This window comes from Paenibacillus sp. J22R56, assembly GCF_056269375.1.
Genome location: NZ_JBWDNV010000009.1, coordinates 129,658 through 146,888 on the forward strand (window position 1 = coordinate 129,658; position 17,231 = coordinate 146,888).

Genomic DNA, 17,231 nt, shown 5'->3' on the forward strand with positions numbered 1-17,231 from the left:
GAAGAGGTAAGTGAATTACGCTCAACAAATGTTATTCTGCGTAGAGGCGAAACGGATTATACCATGATTTTAAGTATGCCAGCCTCCGTTAGGACTTATGATTTGACCTGTTATGTAAGAGGATTCCGGTAAAGACAAGAAATAAACAAGGGAAGCCACTTCATCAGGTTGTCCAAAACGACCGAGCGGAATTTCCTGTTCCAAAGCTGCCTTCTCTTCCTCATTGAAGCTGCTCATCATCCTTGTATCCACCGCACCTGGAGCAACTGCGTTAACGGTAACACCGGATGGTGCAAGCTCTTTGGCAAGAGCCTTTGTAAAGGCATTCATGCCGCCTTTGGTTGTAGAATAAAGAACCTCACAGGATGCGCCGGATATTCCCCAAATTGACGATACATTGATAATTCGGCCAAATCTGTTCGCTATCATATTCGGCATAAAAATTTGGCTGCATAAAAACATGCCCTTCAAATTAACCGCCATCACATCGTCCCATTCCTGCTCCGTCACATCCATCAGCATACCATAATGGGAGATACCACCATTATTAACGAGAATATCAGGAAGCATATTATGGGCTTCAAGCTTCTCTTTCATGCGAAGAAGCTGCTCACGGGAACGCAGGTCCGCGGATATAGTCATCACGTTTGCCCCAAATCTCATGCAGGTACGTGCTGTTTCATTAGCCGCTTCATGTGATTCACGGTAATGAATGACGATGTTAAGTCCCTCCGCGGCAAAGCGCTGCGCGATGGCAGCGCCGATGCCCCGGCTTCCCCCGGTAATTAACACCGTCATTTCTTTAATTGTCTTCATGAAACCGGTTGGTCGTCTGGTTTCTCCACGATCGAAACCGCCAGTTGATTAAAGTCAAAATGCTCGCGGAGCCGTTCATTGACTTGCTCCAGTGTACAGTTCTCATACAGAGACAGCAAATCAAACATATCGCTGTCACGGAACCGATAACGTGTAAATTCACCAGCAATTGCTTCAGGGGAGTTCAGCATTCGTAAATATCCGCCGATTTTTTTCTTCTTCGAACGTTCGAAGGTTGCCGGCTCAATTCCTGTACGGAGCGCTTCTTCTACAGCTGTTCGAATCTGGTTCAGTAATTCATCTGGATTTGGCGTATCGCCGCCGATGACGGAAAAGGCATAATCCGTACTTACATTAAATTCTGTTCCAAAGGAATCAGAGATTAAATTTTGCTCATACAAATCTTGATACAAGGCTGTGCTCGCACCAAACAAAGCATCAAGCATAAGTTTGGTCGTCACTTCATGGCGAAGCAGCGCTTCACCGGTGTGTCCTGTTTGCTTTTCTTTAAAGCCGAACATCACTTTCGGGAGCGATACAGGAAGTTTCGTTACCTTCCGCGGAATCTTCACACTCACCGGTTCCTCTTCGAAGAAACGCTTGATTTCCCCTTGCGGCCTAAACGTCTTGCCTTCCTGGTTATTACGAACAAGCTCAAATACTTCATCCGCCTTTACCCCGCCTACGACAAAGAGCAGCATGTTAGACGGGTGATAAAACGTTTCGTAGCAGCGATACAGCGTTTCCTTGTCGATCTGATAGATCGACTCCACCGTACCTGCAATATCGATATGAATCGGATGGTTATGATACATGGCATCGATGAGGCCAAAGTATACGCGCCAATCCGCATTGTCTTTGTACATATTGATTTCTTGAGCGATAATGCCTTTTTCCTTATCAACATTAGTATCCGTGAAGTAAGGATTTTGCACAAAATCAATCAAGGTCTCCAGGTTAGCCGGAATTTGTTCGGTTGCGGAGAATAAATAAACGGTTCGGTCAAAGCTGGTAAATGCATTTGCGGATGCACCTTGTGAAGCAAAAGTAGCGAAAATATCGCCTGTAGGCTCTTCGAACATCTTGTGCTCTAGGAAATGGGCAATACCGTCTGGCACACGAATAATGTCCTCCGTACCTACTGCGAACTGATTATCTACTGAGCCGTATTTCGTTGCGAAAGTAGCATACGTCTTCTGAAAGCCTTCCTTCGGCAGTACGATCACTTCGAGGCCGTTATCCAGCACTTCGCGGTATAGCGTTTCTTGAACGCCTTTGTAATCGAGCGTCTCCATTGCTGTTACGCCTCCTTCTGGTCACGTAAAAAGTAAATCGTATCCAGCTGCGCCAAATGCGCAACTCGAACGATATCGTCTGCCGTTACGGCTTCTATCTGATCAAGCAGCTGCTGAGCGGTTCTTTCCTTACCGGATAACACCGCATTGAAATCATAAGCGATCATCTCATAAGCCGAATCCTGCAACTCTCTAAGATGATTCGCAATCATGGCTTTCGTCTGGTTCAGCTCAAGATCAGTAAGCTGGCCTTGACGCATAGATTCAAGCTGCTGCTTAATAATCGTTACTGCCTTCTCATAATTCTCGATTTCAATACCAGACTGAATGGTCAGCAAGCCCTTATGTCCGTCAAGCCTTGATGCTGCGTAATAGGCCAAGCTTTCTTTTTCCCGGACATTTAGGAACAGCTTCGAATGAGGATAGCCGCCTAATATGCCGTTATACATTAAGGAAGCGGCATAGTCTTTGTCTCCGTAACCAACATTAGTCCGAAGCCCCAGATTCAGCTTGCCTTGATTGACATCCATTCGCTCCACGATCGTCTTCACGTTTCGTACTTCATGTGAAATAGAAGGTGTAGAGTAGCTTGCTGGCGTCCCTTCTTCGATTCGGAAAGCTTCCTGCGCTAACGCCTTCACTTCTTCCAAAGAGGTATCGCCAACTACATATAGATCGAATGCAGCTTCACTTAGCCACTGTTTATATTGACTGTATAGAGATTCAGGTGTGATCGATGCAATCTCATCAAGTTTACCCAGCGGATGCAGTCGGTAAGGCTCATCTGCACACATTTCCTCCATGCAGCGTTCTGCCGCATAACGGATTTTATCATTAACGATAGATTCCAGCCGCTTGGTCAATGTTTGCTTCTCTGCATCAACATACTTGCGGCGGAAAGCCCCATTCTCTGTTACTGGTTCTGTAACGACCTCTCCAAGAAAACGCAAGGAAGAACTGAGCAGCGGTACATCAGACGATACAAAATGATCGTTAATAACGTCCATACGGAATTGAACGATCTGCGAATCGCCTCTCTTATATACATCAAAGCCGAAACCGGCGCCATATAAATCATCAAGCCTCTCACGGAAAGCTTTTGTCTCTGGTGTAGACACCGTTCCGCGGCGTAATACAAATGGGGCAAGCGCGGTCTTCGTTACAGCGTTTTCAGATAAAGGCAGTCCTGCGAATAACGATATTGCAAACGTCTTGAAACGTTTTGTTGGCAGCACATGTAACCTAATTCGGCCTATTTGCCCTCTTTCGAATAATGTCACTACGTTTGCTCCTTCCGAGTGAAATGGAATATAGTAATGTATTCCATTTTCTTGCTTCCTATACCATTCTAACCGATACGAAATGGAAGAAGCAACCTGCCTGCCTAGGGCAGAAAGGCTGCTTCTCGTCATTACATACAGAAGATATGCTTGCCAATCGTTTTCACTTGTGGTCTAGACCAAATCCACTTGGATGTAGCTGTTTCTGGGTTGAAATAGTACGTGCATCCGCCAGTCGGATCCCAGCCATTTATGGCATCCTGTACAGCTTTACGAGCCGATTCATTAGGAGTCAGCCAAATTTGTCCATCAGCAACCGCAGTAAATGCGAGTGGCTGGAATATTACGCCCGATACTGTATTCGGGAAGCTTGGTGACTTCACGCGGTTCAAGATAACCGCAGCAACAGCAACTTGACCTTCATAAGGTTCCCCGCGTGATTCACCATACACGGCATTCGCCATGATTTTCAAATCGCTTTCAGAAAATCCAAGGTTATTCGATTTCGAAGGTGTACTTCCAGAGCTGCCCGAGTTCGAGGAGCCAGAATCAGAGCCGCTGTTACTGCTGCCCGATCCGGAAGAGCTGCTGCCTGAATCTGCAGCTGTTGGTTTCCAGCTCTTTGTTGCTTCCCACAGCTTCAGCTTGGTCTTTGCCCCAACTACACCATCGGATTTCATTCCGAATTTCCATTGGAACCATGTAACGGCATTTTTCGTTTTTGTACCAAAACTGCCGTCAATCGCACCATTATAATAGCCCAAATATTTGAGCCTTCCCTGCAGCTCATATACATCCTGACCGGAGGAACCTACCGTAATTGTAGCGTTACTGAACGTTGCTTCTGCACCATCTTGCGTGTACCTCTGAAGGGAATACATTCCGAACAATATGGTTACAAGGATGGTGGTCACGACAATTAATCGATTTTTCATTAGGAATCTGCCTTTCTCTTGCAAGTTAGTCCGCGATTAGCTGCGTTACCTAACTCTAGTATGAGAAGGGATTCCTGCTTCTATTCATCAACTATTGGATGCAATCCCTCTAGGATGGGATGCGGCTCGCTTGATATTGCTCGATTGACATCAATACTTCCCTCGGCTTACTGCCTTCATAAGGGCCAACTATGCCGCGTGCTTCCATCTGATCAACAAGCCTTGCTGCCCTTGTATAACCGACACGCATACGGCGTTGCAGAAGGGAAACAGAAGCTTGCTTCGCTTCAACAACGATTTGTACGGCCTGATCATAAAGCTCATCCACTATTTCACTAGGGTCTGTCGATTCTTCCTCCACTTCGGGCACCAAATCTTCTTTGTATTCCGCTTCAGCTTGTCCTCTTGCATACTCGACAAGCGCCTCCACTTCTTGATCAGACAAGAAGGCACCTTGGACACGAATCGGCTTGGACATGCCAACCGGCAAGTAAAGCATATCCCCTCGACCCAGTAGCTTTTCTGCACCGACCATATCAAGAATGGTACGCGAATCGACCTGTGAGGATACCCCGAAGGCTATCCGTGAAGGAATATTCGCTTTGATTACACCTGTAATAACGTCAACCGAAGGGCGCTGTGTAGCGATAATGAGATGGATACCCGCGGCACGAGCCATTTGGGCAAGCCTTGCAATCGAATCCTCAACGTCGTTAGAAGCTACCATCATAAGATCGGCAAGCTCGTCAACAATCACCACAATATATGGAAGTAAAGCTTTTGGATTTTCGGCCATTAAGGCATTATAACCCTCAATATTACGCGTAGCGGACTTGGAGAATAATTCGTAACGCTTCTCCATCTCAACTACAATCTTTTTCAGAGCAAGTGCAGCACGCCGTGGATCGGTCACAACCGGTGCCAGCAAATGCGGAATACCGTTATAGACATTTAACTCAACCATCTTCGGATCGACCATTAGGAACTTCACTTCATCCGGAGCGGCTTTGTACAAAATACTTGTAATGATCCCGTTGATACAGACGGATTTACCTGAACCTGTTGCTCCTGCTACAAGCAAATGGGGCATTCTTGCCAGGTTGCCGATAATCGGCTGACCCGAAATATCACGGCCAAAAGCGATCGACAGCTTGGAAGGTGCATTGTGGAACGTTGTTGTCTCCATGACTTCACGCATCGTAACGACGGACACTTCCATGTTCGGCACTTCAATCCCGATAGCAGATTTACCTGGAATCGGCGCTTCCATCCGAATATCCTTCGCTGCCAGCGCTAAGGCAATATCATCCGTTAAGCTGACAATACGGCTTACCTTCACACCTGTTGCAGGTTGAACCTCGTAGCGTGTAACCGCTGGCCCTCTAACCACATCAAGCACCTTCGCTCGTACGCCAAAGCTTTCTAGCGTTGCCTCAAGCTTCCGCTTTGAATCGATAGCATCCGTACCATCACCGCCTCTTCCCATCATGCTTGGCTTAGACAGTAAAGAGAATGGCGGTAGTAAATACGGCTTCTTGGCCGGGATATCCGATACCGGATTAGGTGTTGGGGCTGCTGGTTTAGGTTTATTCTCACCTGCCGCCTCTTCTTTCAAGTCATCACCATCAAGTTCCTCACCTAAGCCAGGATCAAGCTCCTCGTTATCCAGGTCATCCGTATATTGCACTGGCACAGCAGGAATCGGTGTAAACTCCTCTTGCTCATCTTCATCGTATGTATCTGCACGAGGTACAATCCTTGTTATAACCTCTGGCACATCATCTTCCTCAAATTCATTATAAACAGGATATACCGGAACAGAACGCTGCTGTTCTGGCTGCTGCTCCCAAGGCGGGGTATCATCTTCTTGTTCTTGTTTTATTGCAGCATTCACTTGTTCCCCATTACGATCCCATTCTTCTTCCCACGCCTCAGCATTCGCCCAATGAGGCTTGACAGCATTATCATGACCACCGCTATAATGCTCGTCATTCATGGTCCAGTCATCCTGTGAAGTCTGTGGCTCTTGCTGACTAGGCTGTTCTTGATTCCTCCAGGAGAAAAATAACGACTTCTTCCTTCTTGGCGGCATGGATGCCGCATAATCGTCATCCTCATCGTCATCAATGGCATCGGAATGAACAAATACCGGTGGCTTAACCGGCTTCGATGTCTTGTTGGATGAACTTCGAAGTGATGCACCTTTTGACCATTTGGCAGACAGCAGCTTATACACCCGTATACTCCGGTCTCTCCCGATTCGTGCTAATTCCACATAAGATTTGCCTGTTAGCAGCATAAGCGCGATGGCATACATGACACCTGCGATAAGCTTCGAACCGAAGTAGCCAAATAACGAGTACAGCATCGAATATTCCATTGCGCCTACATATCCCCCGCTAATTGCCCGTTGGCTAATTGGCCGGGTATCTGTGCTGTCAAAAGACAGAAGTTCATCCTTCACATCCAAACTCAGCTGATGCAGAATCTCCCTTCCACTCAGCTCTGTTACTGGCAGCAGCTTACGGTCAATTTCTGCGATGGAGCTGGATAAGGTCAATGCGAGCACAAACACAAGCAGGCCTGTCCGCCGATTTGTCCAACCACGCGGCCAAGCCCTTTTGACCATAACAACTAATCCTACATATATGCCAACTAGCGCCAATACAAAATAAAACTTGCCGAGGAATAAGCCAAACAGCTTGGACAAAGAGCGGCCAACCGTTGCTTCCCCCGACATTGCGATAACCGACACTGTAATTAATAAAATCCCATAAACTTCATATTTTAAGTGAGTCGCTATCGATTTCTTTTTCCGTCGTTTCTTAGCCAATGATTCGTCACCTCTGGGTAACATTATACCATATGTTACTAACGGAGATAAGAACCTTTGTACGTATTTTATGACGTCGGAGGATGTCCGAACATGACGACATTGCCTGGTGTAAGCTCTGGCCTTAGGTAATCATCCAAGGAGCATTGGAGCAGGCGGACGATTTTACCCATACCTGGCGCAATTGGCTGCACTTGCATATATACGCCGTTAACCCATACCTCATGGGAAGCCTCCGGCTCCGTATTTAATCCGTCCAGCACGGCTTCAAGCGGCATAATCGTATAGATCGTCATTAGTTATATACCCCCGTTTGAGGAGCAGATTTCTGTTCTGAGATCCGACGGTTAAGTTCTCTCAGGGCATCTCCCAAGCCGCCAACAGCATCAATCAGTCCATGTTTAACCGCATCAGAACCAATAACTGTCGTACCGATATCTCTTGTCAATTCACCTGTCTTAAACATCAGCTCTTTAAAGGTTTCTTCTGTCACATTGGAATGCATCGTAACGAATCGTAAAATTCGCTCCTGCATTTTATCGAGATACTCAAAAGTTTGAGGTACACCAATCACAAGACCATTCAGGCGGATAGGATGGATCGTCATTGTAGCTGTAGCAGCAATAAAGGACATGTTGCCTGCCACTGCAATTGGAACCCCAATGGAATGACCGCCTCCTAGAACAAGGGTAACGGTTGGTTTAGATAATGAGGAGATCATTTCTGCTATTGCAAGTCCCGCTTCCACATCGCCGCCTACTGTGTTAAGAACAATAAGGATCCCTTCAATCTTTGAATTCTGCTCTGCGGCAACAAGCTGTGGAATGAGATGCTCATACTTTGTTGTTTTATTTTGCGGCGGTAATACGATATGTCCTTCCACCTGACCGATAATAGTCATGCAAAATATATTTGATTCGGATGCAGGTGTTGTGGTTTGTCCTAATTGCTGAATCGTCTCTACGATTGAATTTTGCTTCTTCTTTTCATCGGATACAGGCTCTTGCTGCGGCTGCGCTTCTTCGTTCATATAGTTCATATTAAATCCCCCCATCAAGATATAGCTCGTCATAGTATGAGGTGGAACGACGAATTTATACCGCTTCCAGCGCACACAAAAAAAGATCGCCTTGCAGGGATACTTCTCCCCTTAGACGATCTCTAAAATTTAGGATTAGACTTCCATAATGATCGGAAGGATCATGGGACGGCGTCTGGTTTGCTCATATAAGAATCGGCCAAGTGCTTCCTTGACCTGTGTTTTGAGTGAAGCCCATTCATTCACTTTATCATGCATCAGTTTATTTAATGTTAAGGTGACGATCTTGTTGGCCTCTTCCAATAGTCCTTCGGATTCCCGAACATATACAAATCCACGGGAGATAATATCCGGTCCAGATACGATTGACCCACCATCCTGCTTACTTAAGGTTACGACAACCACAAGAATACCATCTTGTGATAAAAGCTTACGATCACGCAGCACGATATTGCCAACATCCCCAACACCAAGGCCATCAATCAGCACGTTGCCTGCTTGTACTTTTGCTCCTTTACGGCCAATTCCGCCTTGGAATTCAACCGTTTCACCATTCTCAATAACGAATATTTGATTCCGTGGAATGCCCACATCTTCACCAAGCTGAGCGTGCTGCTTGAGCATGCGGTGTTCACCATGAATAGGTATAAAATATTTCGGCTTTATTAAATTAAGCATCAGCTTTAATTCCTCTTGGCTTCCATGACCCGATACGTGAACACCAGATACAGAACCAGGACCATAAATGACATTAGCTCCAAGCCGGAACAACTCATCGACGGTTCTTCCAACATAACGTTCATTCCCCGGAATCGGAGTTGCAGCAATAATGACCGTATCTCCTGGTAAAATGTCCACTTTGCGATGCGTTGAGCGCGCCATACGTGTCAGAGCCGACATAGGCTCTCCTTGACTGCCCGTACACAAGATAACAACTCGGTCCGCTGCAAGCTTGTTTACTTCCTCTGGCTCTATGAGCATGCCATCTGGAATTCGCAGATAGCCAAGATCAGAAGCTATTCCCACCACGTTCACCATACTGCGCCCAATGACTGCTATATGACGATTAGTCGCAATTGCAGCATTAATCACCTGCTGAATGCGATGAACATTCGATGCGAATGTGGCCACAACAACACGTTGTATAGATTTATGAAAAATATCTTCCAGTTCTTCCCCTACATTTTTCTCCGAAGGAGTGTAGCCTGGACGTTCTGCATTTGTACTATCCGACAATAACGCTAGAACGCCACGTTGACCAATCTCTGCCATCCTCTGCAGATCGGCATACTGATCATTGACTGGAGTATAATCAAATTTAAAGTCACCTGTATGAACAATGGTACCTTCAGGTGTATCCAGCGCAACCCCGACCGAATCCGGAATACTATGATTAGTCTTGAAGAAGCTTGCCTGGATCGAGCCTAATTGAACTTCAGAATCTGCTTGGATCAGAATACGCTTGGTCTCGCCAAGTAAGCCCGCTTCCTTCAGCTTTCCTTCGATTAATCCTAGTGTCAGTTTTGTTCCATACACAGGAACATTTAACTGTCTGAGTAAATACGACAAGCCGCCAATATGGTCTTCATGACCATGTGTGATAAGAATACCTCTAACCTTCTCGCGATTTTCTAACAAATAGGAAATATCCGGAATGACAATATCGATCCCGAGCATATCTTCTTCCGGGAATTTAAGACCTGCGTCTACGACAACAATATCGTTCTCGTATTGAATGACATACATATTTTTCCCAATTTCGCCTACTCCGCCAAGGGCAAATACAAGTAATTTATCCTGATTTTTTTTCGACAAGTGCTTACCTCCTTCGAATGTACAACCATTCTCCGTTCCAGCCAATTGATGAAATTGAATCATTTTCCGTCCGTTTCACTTGCATTCATTATACATGAAGAAAAAGATGGAATACAAGGAAATACCTGATGCTTGTACAAATCCAAATAAGCAGGTCGGAGTTGATCTCCGCCTGCTTGAGTTATTTGGGTTGAAATGATGAAATTAGACCAGTTTGCTAATAAAAGCTGCCTCAGCCTCAGTTACCGTTACGAGAGGAAGTCTTACACCGCCGACCGGCATACCACGTAAGCCAAGCGCATATTTAACCGCAACAGGATTCGGTACCGGGTGAGGACATTCGAAGAGTCCTTTGAAGACCGGATAGCATTCAGCATGCAGGCTGGCTGCTTGCTTTACATCGCCGCTCAAATACGATTCGATCAACTTTTTCATCTTAGCACCAATAATATGGCTGGCTACACTAACAATACCGTAACCACCAATTGCAAGTGTAGTAAGTGTTGCACTGTCATCGCCGCTGTATACTCTGAAGCTCTCAGGTGCAGCCGAAATAATCTGTGTCAGCTGCTCGAAAGAAGCGCAGTCCTTCGTCGCTACCACATTGTCCAGCTCTGCCAGACGAAGAGTGGTTTCAACCGAAATATTAATGCCTGTACGTCCAGGAACGTTATACAGCATCACAGGTAATTTGGTAGATTCAGCGATTGCTTTGAAATGCTGATACAAACCTTCTTGGTTTGGCTTATTGTAGTATGGTGCAACAAGAAGCACCCCATCTACTCCCGCATCTTCTGCTACCTTTGTCAGATGAATCGAATGAGCAGTATTGTTGCTGCCAGTGCCAGCAATAACTTTGCAGCGGCCTGCTGCATGCTCAACGACAAAACGGAACAACTCCGCTTTCTCATCTTCTTCCAAGGTTGGAGATTCTCCAGTCGTACCGGATACAACAAGCGAATCGCTTTGCTGTTCTTCAATCAAATAATCGATCAAACGGCTGGTCGTGTCCCAGTCAATTTGACCATTCTCATCAAAAGGCGTGACCATTGCAGTAATTAATCTACCAAATTCCATTGTTATGACCTCCTGAAAAGTTTACGAAGTAAACTTGACTTCGTAAGCGTAAGCTAAAGAGTTTGCAGAGCTAACTCTGCATCGTAAGCATTAACTTAAACTATATATGAAGCTCGAACTTCGTATGAAGAGCTCTTACCGCTGTGACCATATCCTCTGCTCTCACCAACACCCATATCGTTGTATTGGAGTCTGCGGACTGCATGATCGTAATCCCTTCCTCTGTCAGTGCTTCAACGATGCGAGCCATGACACCCGGTACACCGTTCATCCCTCCGCCGATAACGGAGACTTTCGCACAGCCTCGGATAGCTAGCGGATCATATCCGCAATCTTGAAGGACGGAAACAGCTCGTTCGGCATCATGATCAAATACGGTATATACAGCACCACTTGGCGTTACATTAATGAAATCGACACTAATATGATGCCTAGCCATCGTCTGGAATACCTGTAGCTGAACATCGTTTCTGCCCTCAATGGCTTTCACCGATATTTGGGTAACGCCAGATACATGTGCAATTCCTGTCGCCTGACGATCCGACACAGGAGTCAGAACCGCATCGGAGACAAGTGTACCTTCATCCATCGAAAACGTTGATCTCACACGAACCGGTATCCGGGCTTGCTGTGCGATCTCAACTGCACGAGGATGAATAACTTTAGCCCCTTGCCTTGCCATATTGCATATTTCAGCGTAGCTGACAATCTGCAGTGGCTTTGCATTTTCTACAATACGCGGGTCTGCGGTCAGTATACCATTAACATCGGTATAAATATCAACCATCTCTGCACGAAGGGCGGCACCTAATGCGGTAGCCGATGTATCACTTCCGCCTCGTCCAAGAGTAGTCATATCGCCATTCTCTGTACTGCCTTGAAAACCTGTCACAATAACGACCTTGCCATCCCTTAATTGGTGCAAAACTTTCTCAGGACGAAGCTCTTTAATACGAGCATGGCCATATTGATCATCTGTAACAATTCCTGCTTGGCCGCCGTTTAACACGACGGATGGTATTCCTTCAGAGCAAAGTAAACTGCACAAAGCTGCGGCTGAAATAATTTCCCCGCAGCCGAGCAGCATATCCCGCTCTCGCGGCGGCAGCTTATCGCCGTTGTTACGAATGAGTTGCAGCAAAGTATCCGTAGCATACGGATCACCTGTGCGTCCCATAGCCGATACAACGACCACAACGCTGTAGCCATTTGCGAGCTCTCTTGCAATATGTTGAAGACAAAAGCTTCTAGCATGATCGGTCGAAAGTGAAGTGCCCCCGAATTTTTGTACCAGGATGCGCATTACGGTCTTTCCTCCGTTACCGATGCAAAGATGTCTTCTCTAAGGCATCTTCCAGATCGTAGTTGTTTTGTACTGCAAGGTAATTAGGGATTATCAATAGATGGAAAAACAAGCGGCGTATAAGGTCCATAAAGCCCCGGCGAAATCACCAGTTCCTTACTTCCATCGCCGCCTGCTTGAATGATAAACCATATAAGGGCTTCTTAGTAATTAAATCGCTCAATCAATAACGGCTGCAGTTGTTTCCCTTGCAATGCTGCTTCACATGTTTCCAGAGCCAGATCCATTCTCGCAACAAGCGAGTTTGGCTTTTGAACCGGGTTATCTTGGCCAAATGGCACAAAATAAATATGTTTAGCTGCCAACAGTTTTGCGATATTAGCAGCGTTCAACCCGAGACCATCATTCGTAGAAATGGCGAGTACGACAGGTCTTAAATTACGCATTTGGGCTTTCGCCGCCATGAGTACAGCACTATCGGTGATCGCATTAGCAAGTCTGCTAGTTGTGCTTCCCGTACATGGCGCAATCAGAAGCACATCAATCAGCTTCGATGGTCCAAGAGGCTCAGCATCTACAATTGTGTGAATAATATCGTTGCCGGTAATCGCCTTAAGCTGCGTCTGCCAGTCTGCCGACTTTCCAAAGCGCGTATCAGTTGTCATAATCGTGTTTGACACGATAGGCACAACATTCGCACCAGCGTCTACAAACCGTTGAATTTGCGGCATAATCTCCGCCAATGTACAGTGCGAGCCAGACAACGCATACCCGACTGTTTTTCCCGTCCAATCCATTACCCATTCCCCCGCTTTATCGAATCGTCCGTAATCAACTGAGTCAAGCATTCCGCTATGATTCGTCCAGCTGTTTTGGGTGCGACGATACCGGGAAGTCCGGGCGCGAGGATCGCTTTAATGCCTCTCTTCTCAGCAAAGCGGAAATCTGTTCCGCCTGGCTTCGTTGCAAGGTCAATAATAACGGTTCGCGAGGGCAAATTTGCTATAATTTGCGCTGTGACTATCATAGTCGGAATTGTATTAAAAAGCAAGTCAATATTACCCGTATTTTGGAGTAGTTGACTTGTGTAAAATGGCACAAAACCCATCTCAGCAGCCCTTGCAAAATGCTCACTCCGCCTTACTCCCACAAGCACTTTTGCTCCTAAGTTAAGAAGCGTGCGTGCCATCGTAAAGCCAGTTCGCCCAAAGCCTAGAACCATACATGTAGAACCATGTATCGTAATGTCGGTGTTCTGAATGGCCATCATAACGGCGCCTTCTGCAGTAGGTATCGCATTATAAATCGCTACATCATCCCGATCAAACAGTTCGACGAGAGCAATCTGATGCTGTGCACAAAGTTCCCGCAAATAAGGCTTTGCCATTCCAGCATATACTTTGCTATGCTTAGGAAGTTTTGCAATATGTTGATCAAGCAGCTGCATTTGCCGATCGCTGAATACAGCATGAATAAACCCATTATCGTCCGTCCCCACTGCCGGCAGCAGCAATGCGTCTACGTCAGTAAACAAGCTATCGTCAAATTCTGCGTGCACCGCCCCGTCAAGGGAGGAATGCAGTCCGTCAAAGCCGGACACCGTTACAGTCGCATCCAATTCGGTTAATTTGCGAATAACCTCAAGCTGTCTTGCATCGCCTCCTAGCAGCAGTATTCGAACGCCTGTTAGCATATAGGCTTCACTCCTTTCTGCGCACTAGTTATAGACCATCTTATGCCCTGTGCCCAGAATGGTGAAAACCAATATTTTGGAACGCAAAAAAACGCCAAAACCATTACTTTGGTTTTGACGCTTTTATTGTCTTTTGGAAATTGGCCAGTTGACAGGGACTTTACACCACAAGCTTCCAAATGAAGACCAACTACACGCCGGTATGCCCAAATCCACCGGCGCCGCGAACCGTATCCGGCAGCTCATCGGCTTCTTCAATCGTAATTTCCGGAAGCTGCTGGATCACCATCTGAGCAATCCGCTCGCCGCGATTGATTGTAAATGGCTCTTGCCCATGATTAATGAGCAGTACCTTCACTTCACCGCGGTAATCCGCATCTATGGTGCCTGGTGAATTCAGGCAAGTAATCCCATGCTTGAATGCCAGCCCGCTTCTAGGGCGTACCTGAGCTTCAACTTGCGGTGGCATAGCCATTGCAAGTCCAGTAGGAATTAATTTGCGCTCACCTGGTGCAAGCACAACTGGCTCGCTTACCGCTGCTTGCAGATCAAAGCCTGCTGCCCATTCGGACATTTTACTCGGCAATGCTATATCTTCGTTACCTTCCAGCCGTTTAAATAGAATTTGAAACAAAACGGTCCCTCCCGATCTGTGCTGCAGCTTTATCGTTTGTTCCAACCATCGCAACGGCAAATGGGACAGACAACAGACGTTCCGTTACATCACGTACATCCTTCATCGTAACATTATCAATGCGTTGCAGCATTTCATCTAATGTAAAGTGACGCCCAATCATCAACTCGTTTTTGCCTAGACGGTTCATTCGGCTGCTTGTGCTTTCCAGACTTAAAATCAAGCTGCCTTTCAACTGCTCTTTGCCGCGGTGAAGCTCTTCATCGCTAAGGCCTTTCACCGCAAGCTCTTCCATCTGAGCAAGAGTCAGATCCAGTACCTCTTTCGTTTGCTTAGGAGCAGTACCGGCGTACAGGGTAAACAAGCCGCTGTCTGCATACGAAGTGTGGTAGGAATAAACGGAATAAGCAAGTCCCCGCTTTTCGCGAATTTCTTGGAACAGACGAGAGCTCATGCCTCCGCCAAGCGCGTTGTTTAACAAAATCATAGCATACAGTTGCGGATCCGAGTTCGAGCAGCCAGGGAACGACAAACAGATGTGATTTTGCTCTGTCTTTTTCTTAAAGAATACATAATCGCCGTGGAACTTCGGAACTTCAATCAAGCTGCTCTGTCCTTTGTTCTGGAAACGGCCAAAATATTTCTCAAGCAGTTCAAGAAGCTTACCTTCCTCAACATTGCCTGCCACGCTGATAACCGTGTTTTCAAGTGTATATGTATCATTCATATAACCGCGGAGCGAATCAGAATTCATCGCTGTAAGACGTTCTTCAAGCCCCAGAATCGAGTAAGCAAGCGGATGATCACCATACGCAGCACGGGACGATTCATCATGTACTTTGTCATCCGGAGTATCTTCGTACATCGAGATTTCCTCAAGGATAACATTTTTCTCCTTGGCCAGCTCTTCTGCATCAAGCTTCGACTCGAAGAACATATCCGCCAGGGCGTCTACCGCGATCGGCAGATGCTCATCAAGAACTTTTGCAAAATAACAAGTGTACTCTTTAGATGTAAATGCATTCACATTGCCGCCAATTCCATCAAATAAATCAGCAATATCTTTGGCTGAACGACCATTTGTTCCTTTGAACAACATGTGCTCGACAAAATGAGAAATACCGTTGTTCTCGGGTGTTTCATTCCGTGAACCTGTTTTTACCCATATGCCGAAGGATACCGACCGGAAAGTTGGCAGATATTCCACAACGACGCGGAGGCCATTGCTAAGCGTATATTTATTCACTTCGTATCCTCCTCGAATGAAATTTGGTAATTCATGCTACGTAAGCATGGTCTAAACATGAATGATTTCACTATAACAAATTTAGGGAGCATGCTCAACCGCAGCCGGAATTCGATCCGAAGACAAGGTCTCACTAACTGTCCCTAATGCATAACCTTGACGCTTAGCTTCTCGAATCATCCCTAGCAGAGCATCTCTTGACGATGAGGTTGGATGCATAAGGATAAGAGCACCTGGTTCGAGCTTAGATGATATTTTCTGAATGATCCAATCAGGGGACGGTTTACGCCAATCCACAGTATCAATCGTCCAAAGCACCGTCATTAAGCCTTGTTCCCCTGCCACCTGAACCGTCATCTGATTGTAGGAGCCGGACGGTGGTGCGAACCATTTGTTTTGTACGCCAAGTGTTCCTTTTAGAAGATCTTCTGTTCGCGAAATCTGGGTATAAGCAGTTTGTCTGCTTAGGGTTTTCATATCGGGATGAGAATACGCATGATTCGAGATTTCGTGGCCTCTCTCTTGAATTTGCTTCGCGACATCCGGATACTTCTTGAGCCATGAGCCATCAAGAAAAAAAGTCGCTTTTACATTTTCCTTATCAAACGTATTTAAAATAGCCGGCAAATATTCATTTCCCCACGCTACATTGACCATTATCGCAATCATCTTCTTATTGGGATTACCCTTATAGATTGGCCACGGCCCCAGATCTCTTAATGAGATTTTTGGCGGAATTTCCTTGTACACAAATTGAATTGGAGAGGTTTTACCGCTTGCGATTGTTTGCTGAAAGGTCTTCTCTACATCTACTTCAAGTCCGTTATAACCTGGGATCGCTTTCCACACGCGGTCAATACGTGCATCAATAGGCTCAATATATTGTTGCTGAGCTGCTGCTTCTATTGTCTCGCGTAGTGTGGCCTTATCCTGATCTGATAATGCGGCTTCCGTGCCGGCCTCAACAGATTCCTGTCCTTTGACAGATTCAATATAGTTCATAACGCCCCCGACATTCAGTCGGATAAAAACAAAAAGTACGATAAAGGAAGCACATAGAGCAATGATCTTGTTCCGCATCTGCATCATTCCAGCTCCTACCTATCGGTATACGCCACTCAACAATGGCTTGGCAAACGCAGCATGCCGCTGCGCTTGTCTAATAGGTATGAATGCTTGGACGAGATTATTCCGGGATAGGTGGACAAAACAAAAAAGACGCAGACAAAACAAAAAGAGACAGATCTTATCTGGCTCTTTGCTTC

15 protein-coding genes are annotated in these 17,231 nt (G+C 46.1%); all 15 read right to left on the minus strand.

Annotation, left to right across the window (positions count from 1 at the left end):
• Window positions 1-69: 69 nt before the first annotated feature.
• The 15 genes from ymfI to AC0YNT_RS21805 all read right to left on the minus strand — a co-directional run bounded on the left by ymfI (window position 70) and on the right by AC0YNT_RS21805 (window position 17,055).
• A complete protein-coding gene (gene ymfI / locus AC0YNT_RS21735) occupies window positions 70-816 on the minus strand; it encodes an elongation factor P 5-aminopentanone reductase (RefSeq protein WP_475806510.1) in 747 nt (248 codons plus the stop codon).
• Window positions 813-2,111, minus strand: coding sequence for an EF-P 5-aminopentanol modification-associated protein YfmH (gene yfmH / locus AC0YNT_RS21740; RefSeq protein WP_475806511.1), 1,299 nt, complete (start codon window positions 2,109-2,111; stop codon window positions 813-815). Before yfmH ends, ymfI begins: the two co-directional genes overlap by 4 nt.
• 5 nt (window positions 2,112-2,116) lie before the next feature.
• Window positions 2,117-3,391 carry an EF-P 5-aminopentanol modification-associated protein YfmF gene (yfmF, locus tag AC0YNT_RS21745; protein ID WP_475806512.1) on the minus strand — a complete coding sequence of 425 codons (1,275 nt, stop codon included), beginning with the start codon at window positions 3,389-3,391 and terminating at the stop codon, window positions 2,117-2,119.
• Between the two features lie 131 nt (window positions 3,392-3,522).
• On the minus strand, window positions 3,523-4,326 hold the full coding sequence (gene sleB / locus AC0YNT_RS21750; protein ID WP_475806513.1) for a spore cortex-lytic enzyme: 804 nt from the start codon (window positions 4,324-4,326) through the stop codon (window positions 3,523-3,525).
• Between the two features lie 109 nt (window positions 4,327-4,435).
• Window positions 4,436-7,159: an FtsK/SpoIIIE family DNA translocase gene (locus tag AC0YNT_RS21755; RefSeq protein ID WP_475806514.1), complete on the minus strand. Its 2,724-nt coding sequence runs from the start codon at window positions 7,157-7,159 to the stop codon at window positions 4,436-4,438.
• 68 nt (window positions 7,160-7,227) lie between these two features.
• Window positions 7,228-7,455 carry a YlzJ-like family protein gene (locus tag AC0YNT_RS21760; protein WP_167280697.1) on the minus strand — a complete coding sequence of 76 codons (228 nt, stop codon included), beginning with the start codon at window positions 7,453-7,455 and terminating at the stop codon, window positions 7,228-7,230.
• On the minus strand, window positions 7,455-8,189 hold the full coding sequence (locus tag AC0YNT_RS21765) for a ClpP family protease (RefSeq protein WP_475806693.1): 735 nt from the start codon (window positions 8,187-8,189) through the stop codon (window positions 7,455-7,457). Before AC0YNT_RS21765 ends, AC0YNT_RS21760 begins: the two co-directional genes overlap by 1 nt.
• 144 nt (window positions 8,190-8,333) lie before the next feature.
• Window positions 8,334-10,013: a ribonuclease J gene (locus AC0YNT_RS21770; protein WP_475806515.1), complete on the minus strand. Its 1,680-nt coding sequence runs from the start codon at window positions 10,011-10,013 to the stop codon at window positions 8,334-8,336.
• Window positions 10,014-10,217: 204 nt separating this feature from the next.
• Window positions 10,218-11,090, minus strand: coding sequence for a 4-hydroxy-tetrahydrodipicolinate synthase (dapA, locus tag AC0YNT_RS21775; protein WP_475806516.1), 873 nt, complete (start codon window positions 11,088-11,090; stop codon window positions 10,218-10,220).
• A 100-nt stretch (window positions 11,091-11,190) separates the two neighbouring features.
• On the minus strand, window positions 11,191-12,393 hold the full coding sequence (gene dapG / locus AC0YNT_RS21780) for an aspartate kinase (protein ID WP_167280701.1): 1,203 nt from the start codon (window positions 12,391-12,393) through the stop codon (window positions 11,191-11,193).
• Window positions 12,394-12,596: 203 nt separating this feature from the next.
• Window positions 12,597-13,190 (minus strand): dipicolinate synthase subunit B, encoded by a 594-nt coding sequence (locus AC0YNT_RS21785; protein WP_167280702.1) that lies wholly within the window; start codon window positions 13,188-13,190, stop codon window positions 12,597-12,599.
• A complete protein-coding gene (dpsA, locus tag AC0YNT_RS21790; RefSeq protein ID WP_475806517.1) occupies window positions 13,190-14,086 on the minus strand; it encodes a dipicolinate synthase subunit DpsA in 897 nt (298 codons plus the stop codon). The genes AC0YNT_RS21785 and dpsA overlap by 1 nt, the downstream gene beginning before the upstream one ends.
• Window positions 14,087-14,276: 190 nt before the next feature.
• Entirely contained in the window at window positions 14,277-14,720 is a 444-nt protein-coding gene (gene dut / locus AC0YNT_RS21795; protein WP_475806518.1) for a dUTP diphosphatase, read from the minus strand.
• The gene (locus AC0YNT_RS21800) at window positions 14,701-15,966 is read right to left on the minus strand and encodes a M16 family metallopeptidase (protein ID WP_475806519.1); all 1,266 of its coding nucleotides are present in this window, start codon (window positions 15,964-15,966) and stop codon (window positions 14,701-14,703) included. Before AC0YNT_RS21800 ends, dut begins: the two co-directional genes overlap by 20 nt.
• Before the next feature lie 81 nt (window positions 15,967-16,047).
• Window positions 16,048-17,055, minus strand: coding sequence for a polysaccharide deacetylase family protein (locus AC0YNT_RS21805; RefSeq protein WP_475806520.1), 1,008 nt, complete (start codon window positions 17,053-17,055; stop codon window positions 16,048-16,050).
• Window positions 17,056-17,231 lie beyond the last annotated feature (176 nt).